Genomic DNA, 13,681 nt, shown 5'->3' with positions numbered 1-13,681 from the left:
CACGCCTGCGGGCCGACTTGCGCCGGACGGCTCAGACCTTAGTTCGACAGTTCGCGACGCACGATTTCCGCACCGGCACTCAGTGCAGCCAGCTTGCCGCGTGCCACCGCACGGGGCAGCGGTGCCATACCGCAGTTGGTGCACGGAAAGAGCTTGTCGGCATCGACAAACTTCAGTGCCTTACGCAGCGTGCTGGCGACTTCTTCCGGCGTTTCAATGGTTTCGGACGCCACGTCAATGGCCCCGACCATCACCTTCTTGCCGCGAATGAGTTCGATCAGATCGATGGGCACATGCGAGTTGTGGCATTCCAGCGAGATCATATCGATGCTGGATTTCTGCAGCTTCGGGAAGGCTTCTTCATACTGACGCCACTCCGAGCCCAGCGACTTCTTCCAGTCCGTATTGGCCTTGATGCCATAGCCGTAGCAAATGTGAACCGCGGTCTCGCACTTGAGGCCTTCAATGGCGCGCTCCAGCGTCGCCACGCCCCATTCGTTGACTTCGTCGAAGAAGACGTTGAATGCCGGTTCGTCGAATTGAATGATGTCGACGCCCGCAGCTTCCAGTTCCTTCGCTTCCTCATTGAGAATCTTGGCGAATTCCCAGGCCAGCTTTTCACGACTCTTGTAGTGATCGTCGTACAGCGTGTCGATCATCGTCATCGGGCCGGGCAGCGCCCACTTGATCGGTTGCTTGGTCTGCGCACGCAGGAACTTCGCGTCTTCGACAAACACCGGCTTCTGGCGGGCAACAGCGCCCACGACCGTCGGCACACTCGCGTCGTAGCGGTCGCGAATTCGCACGGTCTGACGGTTATTGAAATCGACGCCGCTCAGGTGTTCGATAAACGTCGTCACGAAATGCTGACGCGTTTGCTCGCCGTCGCTGACGATATCGATGCCCGCATGTTGTTGTTCTTGCAGAGACAGACGCAGTGCATCTTGCTTGCCCTGCACCAATTCTTCGCCTTCCAGCTTCCACGGCGACCAGAGTTTCTCCGGTTCTGCGAGCCAGGACGGTTTCGGCAAACTACCAGCAGTCGAAGTCGGCAACAATTTTTTCACGATGAATGACCTTGCGTTTAAGTGAGTCAATGAGCGTAGTTAGCGGACCACTGATCAAGCGTGGCGCGGTAGGGTTTGACGAAGTGCTCCTCGACAAACTTTCCCTGCTCGATAGCCAGACGGCTACGTTCTTCTCGATCGTAGACAATGCGAGTCAGCGAGTAATCCTGATGCTTCAGACTCGGCTGATAGGATTCCCCTGCGGCGGAATTCGCGTTGTAAATCTCAGGGCGATAGATCTTCTGGAACGTGTCCATCGTGCTGATGGTGCTGATCAGTTCGAGATCCGTGTAATCGCCCAGCAAATCGCCGGAGAAATAGAAGGCCAAAGGCGCGACGCTATTGCGGGGCATGAAGTAGCGAACTCGCAAGCCCATCTTCGCGAAGTACTCGTCGGTCAGCGAATACTCGTCCTGCAAGTATTCGGTGCCCAGCACAGGGTGCACATTGGCCGTCCGACGATAGGTGCGCGTGCTCGAAACGCTCAGGCAAATAACAGGCTGCTTGTTGAAGTTGGCTTTGTAAGTGTCAGAACTCACGAACGCCTTGAAGAGCTTGCCATGCAGGTCGCCGAAATTCTCCGGCGTGCCGAACTTCGGCTGATCCTTGTTGTGCGCCAGCAAGAGCACGCTGAAGTCGTAATCGCGCACGTACGAGGAGAAGTTATTCCCCGCCATGCCGTCGATATTCACGTTGTTCTTCTTGTCGAAAATACTGGTTTTCAATATTTCGATCAGCGGCAGCGCGCTTCCGTTGCTTTCACCACCAATGCTCATCTCGACGGAAATGATGTCGAGTTTGACGGTGTAACGGTCGCCCTTCGGATTGTCCCAATGCGCCAGCGCATTGAAACGGTTGTCGATCATCTGGAGGGTATTGCGCAGGTTTTCCTGACGGCTGCTGCCACGGGCCAAATTAGCGAAGTTGGTCGTGATGCGCGTATTGTCCGACGGGCGATAGTCCTCGTCGAAACTGATGCGCTTGATGGCGAATGTGAAATCTTGACTCATGATGATCTGACGCTCTGATTCTGAAATTAAACTTACTCGCCCTGTTCTGCGGTGTCGTCACCGTAGAACGTCACGCCGAGCTGAATGCGTTCACGACCGCTCTCTACACGATGCTTGTTCGTGTCGCGCAGCGAATAAACGCAGCCGCAGTACTCTTGCTGGTAGAAGTTCTCGCGCTTGCTGATCTCGATCATGCGAGCGGACCCGCCGCCTTTGCGCCAGTTGTATTCCCAGTACAGCATGTCGGGGTAGTGAGACGCTGCGCGCACGCCGCAATCGTTGATCTGCTGCATGTTTTTCCAGCGCGAGATCCCGAGCGAGCTTGTGATGACCGGGAAGCCATGCTCATGGGCGTACAGCGCGGTGCGCTCGAAGCGCATGTCGAAGCACATCGTGCAACGCACGCCGCGCTCCGGTTCGTGCTCCATACCTTTGGCACGTTCGAACCAGTTGTCGCGGTCGTAATCGGCGTCGACGAACGGAATCCCGAACTTCTCGGCAAAACGGATGTTCTCGTTCTTGCGAAGCTCGTATTCCTTGAGCGGATGGATATTCGGGTTGTAGAAGAAGATCGTGAAGTCGATGCCGGAAGCCTGAATGGCTTCCATGACTTCACCGGAGCACGGTGCGCAGCATGAGTGCAGCAACACCTTCTTGTGCCCGCCGGGTAATGCTAATGGCTTGCGTTCGATTGCGGACGCCATGAGAAGCTCCATGAATAACGCCCGCGTACATCGGACTAAGAGCTTCGAATTATGGTGTCCGACCCACCATTATGAAAATCGATAAATTCTCATGTTTCTATGAATGCCGTTCATGTAGGTTACGGCGATAGCGCCTCAGGCCTTGGCGGGCTTCTTCGCCTGCTCGATAAAGGCGCGCAGATAATCGGTGCCCATATCGGCCTCGCGAGCACCTAGATAGATGTGTTTGGCGATACCGTTCTTGCCCAGCCGGACGGGCACGACATCCATCTTGTCCGCGTACTCCAGCACCAGCCAGCGAGGTAGCGCCGCCACGCCCCGGCCGCTGGCGACCATCTGCATCATGATGTCGGTGGTTTCGATAGGCTTGTGACGCTTCGGCGTAATGCCCGCCGGTGTGAGGAACATGTTGTAGATGTCCAGACGGTCGACCGGCACCGGATAAGCCACCAGCACCTCGTTGGTCAGTTGCTTGGGCTTGATGTATTCCTCTTTGGCCAGCTTGTGATTGCTGGCAACGACCAGCACCTGTTCGTAATCGAACACCGGCTCGAAGACCAGCCCGGGCTTGTTCAGCGGATCGGGCGTGACCAGCAGGTCGATCTCGTAACCGAACAGCGCGCCGATGCCACCGAACTGAAATTTTTGTTTGACGTCGACATCGACATCCGGCCATGCGGCCAGATAGGGCGACACGACTTTGAGCAGCCACTGGTAGCACGGGTGGCATTCCATGCCGATGCGCAGCGCGCCCCGCTCACCTTGCGCGAACTGCTGCAAGCGTTCCTCGGCCAGGTCCAGTTGCGGTAGCACTCGGTTGGCCACCGCCAGCAAATATTGTCCGGCCTGCGTCAGACGCAGACTCCGGCCCTCGCGCAACCAGATGTTGGTGCCTAGCTGTTGTTCCAGCTTCTTCATGCTGTGGCTCAACGCCGACTGCGTTACGTGCAGCACACCTGCGGCGGCGGTCAGCGACCCTTGCTTTTCCACCTCCTGAACGATGGACAAATGGATACGGTCAAGCATGATGGATGAGCAGAATTCATATTTCGATGGGATGTCCGGATTCTACGTCATCAATTCGTGACGCAGCGAGAGGCCAAGCGACCCTCTACAGATTTTCTGGTTTTGGTCGATAAACCTTCGATCGACACCCTCCACCCTCTCGCTGCGCCAATGAAATTTACGTTCGTCACAACGGTCACTGTGCTCTGCGCCCTCGCGTCCTGCCCGTCCTTCGGGGTCAGTACACCGGGAGCGTTGCCATCCGCTTCGTCACCGGGGAAACCGCCATCGCCAAGCGGACGGTTCGGCATTGAGACGCCGATACCGGTTGAGGTCATCCGTCATGGGCTTCGCAACGAACGGATCGACCCGGACAGCCCTCAGGGCAAGCGGCTGACGGCGTTTCTGATGGCCGTTGCTAACGACCCTCGGCCCTCAAAGGGATTCGCGAGTTTCCCCGACATTTCATACAGTCCCGAGTCACGCATGCGTTTGCTGCGATTACTGGCAGCTCGTAGCAACGATCCGGCGAGCTTGTGCAGCGAGACGCCCTCGGCGCAGCCGGACTGGTTTCAGATGTCACGCACGATGTCACCGAAGGATTTCGACAGGAATATGACGCTGCTCGAACTCGTCACCCGGCAGGCCCCGAACGTAGCCGAGGAGCACTACGATCTGGGGGCACGGCTCGAAGCCAACGCCTGGCTACACAAACTGGAATCGAAGGTGGAGTCGTCGCCGGACACATCAACGACGCGAGACCAAGTTTGTCGTGGCATCCGTGCAATGGTCGCGGGTCTGGACAAGATGCCCGAGTCGGAGCAGCGGCGTACTTCTTACGAGGTATTCCGCGTGATGCAGCGAAAGACTACCGCCGCCGCATCCATTGTTGCGTCACCCCAGCGCTATTTCGACGAGACGTTTGACGAAAAGGCGTTGCCTGCGACGTTGCGTCGGCGACTGCCAGCCGACGGCAGCCATCCATTGCCATTCAAGCGCATCGTCTTCGAAGGCCGATGGGTCAGCGAGCTAGCGGGGGAATCGGGGCCTGTTCGCAACATCTTCGTCAACCGGAGGAACAACGGCGTTATCGCCGAGATGACGGAAGCGGGCGGTACAGATAGCGAAAATGCGCGAGTGTCCTATGCACTAAGCTACGGCTTTCAAGGCTTGAGAAATCAGCTTGTCATCGCAAAATGGGCTTATCACCTGAGTCAATTACGCACATTTCCAGATGTGCCGCTTAAGCCCGGCGATGCGTTGCCCGTCCCGGGCAGTCTGATTCAGGCTGTGGCGACGGAACCCCCATTGAGCGGCGACTATTTGCCGGTCAATCAATGTGAAATCGGAGAGAGTCGGCCAGCGTCCGAAATCGCACAGGGACTTTCCGGTGTGGCCGTCAGCGTGCAGTGCGTGTCACCTCGTCCGGGAAAGGGGCCTCCGTACATGGACCGCAGCGTCTGGCTGCAAGACTATGGCGTGGGGGTAAATCTTGAGTGGCGAGTCGATGGTCTGGCTGGCAGCTTTCAGATCGATAAGGTCGTGGTCGAGTAACGACCGTAGCCCCCTAACGCGGCCAGCGCTTCCTCCATCTGACACTCAGCATCAAGCCGGATGAAGCGCCCCCGTCGCGATGACCGGGCCGGTGGGTTGCCCGGTCGGAGATCCCCCAGGCGGTTCGAGAGAGACGGCAAGAACCGCAGCGGCACCGCGCAGCGCGACGGCCGTCGCATGGGGCAGCGGGATCGTCACCGTTTGCGCGGGATCGAAGACGCCGAGCGGGACGGGTTTGGCATCGCCCTGTACCAGCCAAAGCTCGGTCACTTTGTTCTCGGCAATCGTCGGCCGAGTCGCGGGGACGATGAGGAGTTGATCCTGTTGCGACGCGATGGTCGCCGTCCAGTGCGCAACACCATCCTGTCGCGCGATGGTCGCCACGCGATAGTCGAGCGAGACGGATGGCGTCGGCGTGCCACCCGGCAACGCGAACTTGAGCGCCACGGCGAGCAACACCAGCGCGGCAACACTCGCGCCGATGCCCAGCCATCGCCACAGTGGCAGAGAGTCCCAGAGCCCAATCGGCGGCACATGGGGCGTCGCACGGGTTGTTGCACTCGGTTGCGTCGGCCGGATCGCCTGCTCGACGCGCTGCCACACCCGATCCGGTGGCGCTTCGTGCGGCAAGTCTTCGGTCAGCGGCGTCAGATGATCCTGCCAGAACGTCAGTTGCGCCTGTAATGCCGGATTCGCCAATGCCTCCCGCTCCAGCGCCAGACGTTCGTCCGCCTCCATCACACCAAGCACATGCTCGGCGCAACGCAGATCGTCGTCGGAATGCGCGGGCGTGTTCATGGCTCAAGACACCCTTTTAGCTGCATCAGGCTGCGACGTATCCAGCTCTTCACAGTGCCCAGGGGGACGGCAAGACGCTCCGCGAGCTCGCTGTATGCCAGCCCACTGAAAAATGCCTCGCACACGGCATTGCGTTGTTGTGGCGGAAGAAGTTGCAGACAGTGTTCCAGTCGACGCCGGGCTTCGCTGGCCTCCGCCATCCGCAACGGCGAGGGGGTGTCGGCAGGGATATTGAGGGCGTGATCCTCGTCTAGCGACGCCTCACGAGACTGCCTCAGGCGGTCGATCACGCGGTTGCGAGCCAGCGTAATCAGCCAGGTCATCGCCGTGCCACGGGTGGCATCGAATGCTGAAGCGCGCCGCCACACGTTGACATAGACATCCTGCAGCAGATCCTCGGCTTCCGCACGGTCGGAAACCATGCGCACGATCACACCGAAGATCCGTGCCGACGTCTTTCGATAAAGCGCAGCGAACGCCTCGCGATCTTCGTTCGCGACGGCGCTCAGCATCGCGCCGAGCTCCTCGCGCGCAGCCATGCGTGCCTCGTCCGCAGGCGGGCGTGCAGACGTTGGGCGAGACCGATCTTCGCTTTCCCGGGATTCGTTCATGCGTGCAAGGCAGTCGCGAAAATCGCTACGGTGAGGTTCTGCGGAATATAGCATCTTCGCCTCCCGTCCGGATATGCATCGACATCAGGCCATTCAGGGCATTCGTGCCGTCAACAAGGAACGGCTTTCCTATCGACAGATACGTGCGGCAAGGGCAGACGGATGCATACCGGTCGCGCGTATCAGTCGCTTTTCGTTCGCGTCGGCCCTCGCTTGTGTCTGCGCAAGCGATCTTTTCGTCTCTTTGCATCCGATGGCGACATCGACTCGTATTTGACGTTGCTTCCACTTCGCGAAGCGCCATAGAACGGGTGAAGACATGAGAACGCAACGATTTGGTGGATTTCTGCTGGTTCTTCTCGCAGCCGGTTACTTCCCGGGCATGCACGCCACGGCGGCGTCGATGGACGGCAGCGAGAAGACCGTCATGGTGGGCGGGGCGGCGATGTACCCATCGAAGAACATCATCGAAAACGCCGTGAATTCGAAGGACCACACGACATTGGTCGCCGCCGTGAAGGCAGGCGGTCTGGTCGACACACTGTCAGGGCCGGGACCGTTCACCGTCTTCGCGCCGACCAACGAGGCCTTTGCTGCGCTTCCCGCAGGCACCGTCGACACGCTGCTCAAGCCTGAGAACAAGCCGACGCTGGTCAAGGTGCTGACGTATCACGTCGTCCCCGGCAAGCTTGGCGCACATGAACTGATGGGCATGGTCAAGAGCGGCGGCGGCAAGGCGATGCTCAAGACCGTGGAAGGCGACTCGCTGACCGTCCAGCAAAGCGGTAATGGGCTGACCGTCACCGACGACAAAGGCAACGTCGCCAAAGTCACCATCGGTGACGTGTTCCAGTCCAATGGCGTGATTCATGTCGTAGATAAGGTGTTGCTGCCCTGAGCGCACATCAGGCGCTAAGGGAAGTGAAGCCGCTGGCATCGCGCAGGCTTATTTTGCGCGGTGCCGCGTCCGACGTGAGGCGGTGATGTTGGTTTGGATGACGAGACGAATGCTCGAGGAACGCCGATAATGGCTCAACTCACTCCCCCTGCATCCACGCCTACTCGTCATGAAAGTCGCGCCTGGCTTTGCAACGCATCCGGACATCGATCTGGCCGAACGGTTGTCGCTTCGAATTCTCGTACCGTATCTCTTCGCCTCCATGACGCTCGCACTGGCGTACGGGTCGAGTTTTCTGCTGGCGGATGCCTTGCGCGCGACCGGGTTTCCTCCTGCCAGCGCAGGCACCGTCATCGGCATCGGCACCGTGGCCACACTGACCGGATCGCTGATCGCAGGCAGACTGGCGGAACGCATGGGCATCCTGCCGATGATCGCGGGCGCCGCGACGGTGATGGCGCTCGCCATGGGGTGCTTTTCGCGCGTTGGCGTCCACGGCATGCCGATGGCCTACGTCGGCGGATTGCTGCTGGGCTTCGGCTGGGCCGTCTTTTACATGCTCGCGCCGATTCAAATCATCCAGTGTCTGCAACCGAAGGCACGCATCGAAGCCTTCACGCTGCTATCAGGCGCGCAAATGTTGGGGATGGGGCTGGCCGCACCGCTGGGGCACGCACTAGTGCGTCAGTTTGGCAGCCCCACCCTCACGTTTGGTGTCTTCGCAGCACTATGCGTCGTTGCCGCAGGCTTCATGCTGCGAGTGAAGCACCATCTTTCGCAACACCCGCAGTTGCCCTTGAAGACCGTCGCCCTCACGACGTCTGCCGTGATGCAAGTATTGAGCTCGAAAACCGCATGGCCGATTGCGCTCATGGGCATCTCGGCGTGTTCGTTTACCGGCCTTTCCACGTTCCAGAGCCTTTACGCACAATCTCGCGGACTGAGCGCCGACCTGTTCTTCATTACGTTCACCATCACGACAGTGTTGCTTCGATTCACAGTGGCCTCCTCCATCGGCAAGTTGCCGCTGGGCCGCCTCGCCGTGTCATTGTTCGTCATCACGTTCGTCGGCATCGGCCTGCTCCTCGCCAATCCGGGAAGTGCGTCGATTTACATCGTCGCCACGGTGCTGTTTGCCACCGGTTACGGCCTGACCTATGCGACGTTGAACGCCATGGCCGTGAACGTCGCCGAGTCGCTAGGCATTTCGGCGGCAGTCGCATCGCAGGTCTTCACGCTCGGCTACTTTGCCGGGGCCTTCGGCTTCCCATTTGTCGCCGGACGTCTGGTCGCGGCTTCCGGCATCGATGCAGCCATCGTGACGATGCTCTGCCTCGTCGGCTTCAACGTGCTCGCCGCCGCCATCGCGCCGACGTTCCGAACCTTCCGGACGCTTAAGCGCTGAACGTATACTGCGTCCCTCCCCCCAATTGATGCACACCATGGAACCCCTGCTGCAACTGCGCAACGCGCGCCCGGCTGACGTCGACCGCTGTTATGAGATCGAAATCAGCGCCTATGAAGGCGACGAAGCCGCCACCCGCGAGAAGATCGCCACGCGCATCGACCAATACCCCGAGGGCTTTCTCGTCCTGACGCGCGACGAGCAGGTCGTCGGCTTCATCAACTCGGGATGCGCGCACGAAGTCGTCATGTCCGACGAAGCGTTCAAGGAACTGGTCGGCCATGATGCGGCCGCACCGAACGTCGTGATCATGTCCGTCGTGCTCGCCCCGGACGAGCAGGGCAAAGGCTACGCCCGCATGCTGATGACGGCCTTCGTCGAGCGTATGCGCGCGGCCGGAAAGGCGACCCCATCCACCTGATGTGCAAGGAGCGGCATGTCCCGCTGTACGAGCGCTTCGGCTACACATACGTCAAGCCGTCCCCGTCGGACCACGGCGGCATGGCGTGGCATGAAATGGTGATGACGCTCTGACGTCCACGGCTGGCAGGGACGGCTCAGACCATTCCAGCCAGCCCCGCCGCACCATTCCTTCGTGCCCAGCGCCCCATTGGGCGATTTGTTGCGCCAAAGCGGCACACCATAGGGAAAAGTAGTTCCACATCTGTCTCCCGCAGTACAATCCCCCCCACTCCGCATTCCCGGGGACATTTATTCGCACTTGAGGAACAGAACTTTGGCTTCATCGGAACACGACCCGTCCCGTGCTGGCAGTGAGCCGGGCGCATCGGCTTCGTCCGCACCGTCCGAATTGCGCCGCACCTTGTCGGCACGCCACCTGACGATGATCGCCGTCGGCGGGTCCATCGGCACCGGCCTGTTTGTCGCCTCGGGCGCGACCATCGCGCAGGCTGGCCCCGGCGGGGCGCTGCTCGGTTATGTGCTGATCGGCCTCATGGTCTACTTCCTGATGACGAGTCTGGGCGAACTGGCTGCCGCCATGCCCGTGTCCGGCTCGTTCTCGACCTACGGCGCGCGTTACGTCGACGAAGGCTTCGGCTTCGCACTAGGCTGGAACTACTGGTACAACTGGGCCGTCACCGTCGCAGTGGACCTCGTGGCCGCCCAGCTCGTCATGGCGTACTGGTTCCCCGACATTCCCGGGGTCTACTGGAGCGCCCTCTTCCTTGCGATTACCTTCGGCCTGAATGCGTTGTCGGCACGCGGGTTCGGCGAAGCCGAATTCTGGTTCGCGCTCATTAAGGTGATTGCCGTGCTGGCTTTCGTGGCGATGGGCGTGATGATGCTGCTGGGCATCATTCGCGGCGGTGAAACCGGCGGCGTGGCCAACTGGGCAGTGGGCGACGCGCCTTTCGCTGGCGGCTTTGCGGCACTGATCGGTGTAGCGATGGTCGTGGGTTTCTCGTTCCAGGGCACCGAACTCATCGGCATCGCAGCGGGCGAGTCCAAGGATCCGGCGCGTAATCTGCCGCGCGCCGTGCGTCAGGTCTTCTGGCGCATTCTGCTGTTCTATGTGGCAGCAATTCTCGTCATCGGCCTGCTGATTCCGTACACCGACCCGCATTTGCTGCGCAATGACGTGACCGATATCAGCGTCAGCCCGTTCGCATTGATCTTCGAGCGCGCGGGTCTGCTCGGCGCAGCGTCGGTCATGAATGCCGTGGTGCTGACCTCGGTGCTCTCGGCAGGCAACTCGGGAATGTACGCCGCAACGCGCATGCTCTACAGCCTCGCGCGCGACGGCAAGGCGCCGAAGATTTTCGGCAACATCTCGCGCAACGGGGTGCCGATGTCCGCACTGCTGGCGACGGCCGCGGTCGCCGCTCTGTGCTTCTTCACGTTCGTGTTCAGTCCCAACGCCGTCTACATCTGGCTGCTCAACACCTCGGGCATGACGGGCTTCATCGCGTGGCTGGGCATTGCGATCAGCCATTACCGCTTCCGTCGCGGCTATGTCCGGCAGGGCCACGATCTGGCCAATCTGCCTTACGTCTCGCCGTTCTTCCCGTTCGGTCCGATCTTCGCCTTCGTGCTGTGCCTGATCATCACGCTGGGCCAGAACTACGAGGCCTTCCTTCAGGACAAGATCGACTGGGGCGGTGTGGTAGCGACGTACATCGGCATTCCACTGTTCTTGTTGATCTGGGCGGGGTACCGGCTCGTGCGCGGGTCGCATTTCGTGAAGTATCGCGACATGCATTTCCCGCACGGACAAATGCGCGCTCGCACGAATTCGACGGATGGGGAATCGGTTGGGGAGACGGCCTGAAAGGCTGACGCTTCAGACGCACATTCGGACATTCTGCAAGGGCGAAGCGGTTGATCTCCAGTCCGCCCTTGCAGTAATTTACGACTTCAGAAATTACTTCAACACGCTGTCCAGCGCCTTCTCGAACCGGTTCACGGCCGCGTCGACATCGTTGAGCTTGTCCAGGCCGAACAGGCCGATACGGAACGTCTTGAAGTCTTCCGGCTCGTCGCAACGTAGCGGCACACCGGCCGCGGTCTGCACGCCCACCTCGGCGAACTTCTTCCCCGTGCGGATGCCATCGTCGTCGGTGTAGCAGACGACAACACCCGGCGCTTCGAACCCTTCCGCCGCCACGCTCTTAAAGCCCTTCTCCGCCAGCAGCGCACGAATGCGTCGGCCGAGTTCGAGCTGTTCGTCGCGCACTTTCTCGAGACCGTCGGCTTCCGTTTCCTTGATGACCTCGCGCAGCACGGCGAGACTGTCGGTGGGCATGGTGGCGTGGTAGGCGAAGCCGCCCTTCTCGTAGGCTTCCATGATCTGGAGCCACTGACGCAGATCGCACGCGAAGCTGGTGCTCGTGGTGCTGTCGATGCGCTCACGCGCGAGTGCGCCGAGCATCACCAGTGCACAGCACGGCGATGCACTCCAGCCCTTCTGCGGGGCGCTGATCAGCACGTCCACGCCGCACGCCTGCATATCGACCCACACCGTCCCCGACGCAATGCAATCGAGCACGAACATGCCGCCCACGGAATGCACCGCGTCGGCCACGGCGCGAAGATACGCGTCGGGCAGCATCATGCCCGAGGCCGTCTCGACGTGCGGCGCAAACACCAGATCCGGTTTCTCTGCCTTGATCGCGGCGACCACTTCATCGATGGGTGCGGGGGCAAACGGTGCTTGCCGTCCTGCCTGAACGGGACGCGCCTTGAGCACCACCGTCTCCGACGGAATGTTGCCCATGTCGAAAATCTGCGACCAGCGGAAGCTGAACCAGCCGTTGCGAATGACCAGACACTTCTTGTTCGTCGCGAACTGGCGCGCCACGGCTTCCATGCCGAAGGTGCCGCTGCCCGGCACGACCACGACCGACGTCGCGTTATAGACCTTCTTCAGGCCATCGGAAATGTCGCGCATCACGCCCTGAAAGCGCTGCGACATATGATTGACGGAACGGTCGGTGTAGACGACCGAGTATTCGAGCAAGCCGTCGCGATCGACGTCGGGGAGTAATCCTGGCATGTCTGCCTCCGATAATAGTTATGTGAATCGGGCTGGAACAGATTCTAACGAAATCCCATTGCCAGCGCCCTGATGGAAAGCCCCGGCCCGCTCAGGGTTCTCCATGACACCCGCCTGCCACCTGCTGCCTGCCTCCGACTTACATGCCGCGCATGCCCGCGTCCTCGTCCACGAGCGCCGACTTGTCGAGATAGTCGTGGAAGCGCACCGTCACCTGATCGTCGGCGAGCAGCACCACGGCGTACGCGGGCGGCTCGTGGCTCTGGCGGACCAGATCGACCGTGTGCATATCGAACGGCACCTGATGGTTCAGACCCCGCATCGTCGAGTACGGAATGCCGTGCCAGCTTCCGCACACCGGTCGGTGGACGTGACCGAAGAACAGGTGCCGCACGTTCTTGCGTCCGCCTACGCACTTCAGGAACGCCTCGGGATTCGCCAGCCCGAGGTGATCGAGGCTAGGAATGCCGATGTCGAACGGCGGGTGATGCATGAACAGATACACCGGACGATCACCTGCCTCGTCCAACTGACGCGCAAGCCACGCCAGTCGCGATTCGCAGTAAAGCCCGCCATGCTGACCTTCGTCCAGCGTATCGAGCATCAGCAGCGTGCCGTCGCCCAGATCGAAGCGGCCCTGCACGAAACCGTCTTCGTCGCGCAGACGCTCCGGAAACGATCCGGTAAATGCCGAGCGCAGGTCATGGTTGCCCATCAGCGGGAAGACGGGGAACGGCAGGCGGTCGAGTTGCTCGCGCAATGCAGCATAGCCCGTCGCTTCGCCGCGATGCGTCAGATCGCCGGTGATGACGCAGCACTGCGCGTCCGTGTGATTCTCGAGAATGTCGTCGACGCACGCGACCAGACGCGCGTAGGGATCGAGGCCGTACAACGGCTCGCCCGGCGTGACGAGATGGGTGTCGGTGATGTGAATGAACTTTTCCATGCGGATACGCTTTCCCGGGGGGAGGAACAGGTGTCGAGGGGATAGGCCAACAATGCCCATCGCGCAAGAATAGCGTGTGACAGACGGGTGCCATCGTACCCCGGACGCTCAACACCGGGATGAGCTGCCAGCATCATCCGCAGCTTCGGCGTTATAATTACGCCGATCC

Annotated in this window: 12 protein-coding genes and 1 pseudogene; 5 read left to right on the top strand and 8 right to left on the bottom strand. The window is 60.4% G+C overall.

What is annotated here, in order from left to right; genetic code table 11:
* Nucleotides 1–38 precede the first annotated feature (38 nt).
* The 4 genes from ACIQWO_RS16905 to ACIQWO_RS16890 form a co-directional block, all read right to left on the bottom strand.
* Nucleotides 39–1,067 (bottom strand): methionine synthase, encoded by a 1,029-nt coding sequence (locus tag ACIQWO_RS16905; protein WP_402826311.1) that lies wholly within the window; start codon nucleotides 1,065–1,067, stop codon nucleotides 39–41.
* A gap of 26 nt (nucleotides 1,068–1,093) precedes the next feature.
* Nucleotides 1,094–2,077 (bottom strand): DUF1852 domain-containing protein, encoded by a 984-nt coding sequence (locus ACIQWO_RS16900; protein WP_402826309.1) that lies wholly within the window; start codon nucleotides 2,075–2,077, stop codon nucleotides 1,094–1,096.
* A 32-nt stretch (nucleotides 2,078–2,109) separates the two neighbouring features.
* Nucleotides 2,110–2,781, bottom strand: a complete 672-nt coding sequence (locus tag ACIQWO_RS16895) for an epoxyqueuosine reductase QueH (protein ID WP_402826306.1) — start codon at nucleotides 2,779–2,781, stop codon at nucleotides 2,110–2,112.
* Nucleotides 2,782–2,916: 135 nt separating this feature from the next.
* Nucleotides 2,917–3,807 carry a LysR family transcriptional regulator gene (locus ACIQWO_RS16890; protein WP_402826303.1) on the bottom strand — a complete coding sequence of 297 codons (891 nt, stop codon included), beginning with the start codon at nucleotides 3,805–3,807 and terminating at the stop codon, nucleotides 2,917–2,919.
* Between the two features lie 465 nt (nucleotides 3,808–4,272).
* Here ACIQWO_RS16890 and ACIQWO_RS16885 point away from each other — a divergent pair, with 465 nt between their 5' ends.
* A complete protein-coding gene (locus ACIQWO_RS16885; RefSeq protein WP_402826300.1) occupies nucleotides 4,273–5,340 on the top strand; it encodes a hypothetical protein in 1,068 nt (355 codons plus the stop codon).
* Between the two features lie 51 nt (nucleotides 5,341–5,391).
* On the opposite strand, the gene ACIQWO_RS16880 is transcribed toward ACIQWO_RS16885, so the two are convergent.
* Together ACIQWO_RS16880 and ACIQWO_RS16875 are read right to left on the bottom strand one after the other, a co-directional pair.
* Entirely contained in the window at nucleotides 5,392–6,138 is a 747-nt protein-coding gene (locus ACIQWO_RS16880) for an anti-sigma factor domain-containing protein (RefSeq protein WP_402826297.1), read from the bottom strand.
* The gene (locus tag ACIQWO_RS16875) at nucleotides 6,135–6,677 is read right to left on the bottom strand and encodes a sigma-70 family RNA polymerase sigma factor (protein WP_402826294.1); all 543 of its coding nucleotides are present in this window, start codon (nucleotides 6,675–6,677) and stop codon (nucleotides 6,135–6,137) included. Before ACIQWO_RS16875 ends, ACIQWO_RS16880 begins: the two co-directional genes overlap by 4 nt.
* Before the next feature lie 454 nt (nucleotides 6,678–7,131).
* Between ACIQWO_RS16875 and ACIQWO_RS16870 the strand changes: the two genes are divergently transcribed.
* The 4 genes and pseudogenes from ACIQWO_RS16870 to ACIQWO_RS16855 all read left to right on the top strand — a co-directional run bounded on the left by ACIQWO_RS16870 (nucleotide 7,132) and on the right by ACIQWO_RS16855 (nucleotide 11,342).
* Nucleotides 7,132–7,647, top strand: coding sequence for a fasciclin domain-containing protein (locus ACIQWO_RS16870; RefSeq protein WP_402826870.1), 516 nt, complete (start codon nucleotides 7,132–7,134; stop codon nucleotides 7,645–7,647).
* A 169-nt stretch (nucleotides 7,648–7,816) separates the two neighbouring features.
* On the top strand, nucleotides 7,817–9,052 hold the full coding sequence (locus ACIQWO_RS16865) for an MFS transporter (protein WP_402826291.1): 1,236 nt from the start codon (nucleotides 7,817–7,819) through the stop codon (nucleotides 9,050–9,052).
* Between the two features lie 28 nt (nucleotides 9,053–9,080).
* A pseudogene (locus tag ACIQWO_RS16860) lies at nucleotides 9,081–9,586 on the top strand (GNAT family N-acetyltransferase).
* A 277-nt stretch (nucleotides 9,587–9,863) separates the two neighbouring features.
* Complete coding sequence (locus ACIQWO_RS16855; RefSeq protein WP_402826867.1) at nucleotides 9,864–11,342, top strand: amino acid permease; 1,479 nt, start codon at nucleotides 9,864–9,866, stop codon at nucleotides 11,340–11,342.
* Between the two features lie 93 nt (nucleotides 11,343–11,435).
* Here the strand turns inward: ACIQWO_RS16855 and ACIQWO_RS16850 are convergent, their stop codons facing one another.
* Both ACIQWO_RS16850 and ACIQWO_RS16845 read right to left on the bottom strand, forming a co-directional pair.
* Entirely contained in the window at nucleotides 11,436–12,566 is a 1,131-nt protein-coding gene (locus tag ACIQWO_RS16850) for an aminotransferase class V-fold PLP-dependent enzyme (protein WP_402826288.1), read from the bottom strand.
* 139 nt (nucleotides 12,567–12,705) lie between these two features.
* The gene (locus tag ACIQWO_RS16845; RefSeq protein ID WP_402826285.1) at nucleotides 12,706–13,512 is read right to left on the bottom strand and encodes a phosphodiesterase; all 807 of its coding nucleotides are present in this window, start codon (nucleotides 13,510–13,512) and stop codon (nucleotides 12,706–12,708) included.
* Nucleotides 13,513–13,681 lie beyond the last annotated feature (169 nt).

Origin of the sequence: Pandoraea sp. NPDC090278 (genome assembly GCF_044772185.1) — a bacterium.
Lineage (GTDB): Bacteria > Pseudomonadota > Gammaproteobacteria > Burkholderiales > Burkholderiaceae > Pandoraea.
Note: the sequence above shows the minus strand (reverse complement) of the source record. Positions and strands in the feature narration are given on the sequence as shown.

Coding starts and splice junctions, on each gene's coding strand:
- ACIQWO_RS16845 (WP_402826285.1), bottom strand. CDS start 13,512: ATGGAAAAGTTCATTCACATCACCGACACCCATCTCGTCACGCCGGGC.
- ACIQWO_RS16850 (WP_402826288.1), bottom strand. CDS start 12,566: ATGCCAGGATTACTCCCCGACGTCGATCGCGACGGCTTGCTCGAATAC.
- ACIQWO_RS16870 (WP_402826870.1), top strand. CDS start 7,132: ATGCACGCCACGGCGGCGTCGATGGACGGCAGCGAGAAGACCGTCATG.
- ACIQWO_RS16865 (WP_402826291.1), top strand. CDS start 7,817: ATGAAAGTCGCGCCTGGCTTTGCAACGCATCCGGACATCGATCTGGCC.
- ACIQWO_RS16900 (WP_402826309.1), bottom strand. CDS start 2,077: ATGAGTCAAGATTTCACATTCGCCATCAAGCGCATCAGTTTCGACGAG.
- ACIQWO_RS16885 (WP_402826300.1), top strand. CDS start 4,273: ATGCGTTTGCTGCGATTACTGGCAGCTCGTAGCAACGATCCGGCGAGC.
- ACIQWO_RS16895 (WP_402826306.1), bottom strand. CDS start 2,781: ATGGCGTCCGCAATCGAACGCAAGCCATTAGCATTACCCGGCGGGCAC.
- ACIQWO_RS16875 (WP_402826294.1), bottom strand. CDS start 6,677: ATGGCTGCGCGCGAGGAGCTCGGCGCGATGCTGAGCGCCGTCGCGAAC.
- ACIQWO_RS16890 (WP_402826303.1), bottom strand. CDS start 3,807: ATGCTTGACCGTATCCATTTGTCCATCGTTCAGGAGGTGGAAAAGCAA.
- ACIQWO_RS16880 (WP_402826297.1), bottom strand. CDS start 6,138: ATGAACACGCCCGCGCATTCCGACGACGATCTGCGTTGCGCCGAGCAT.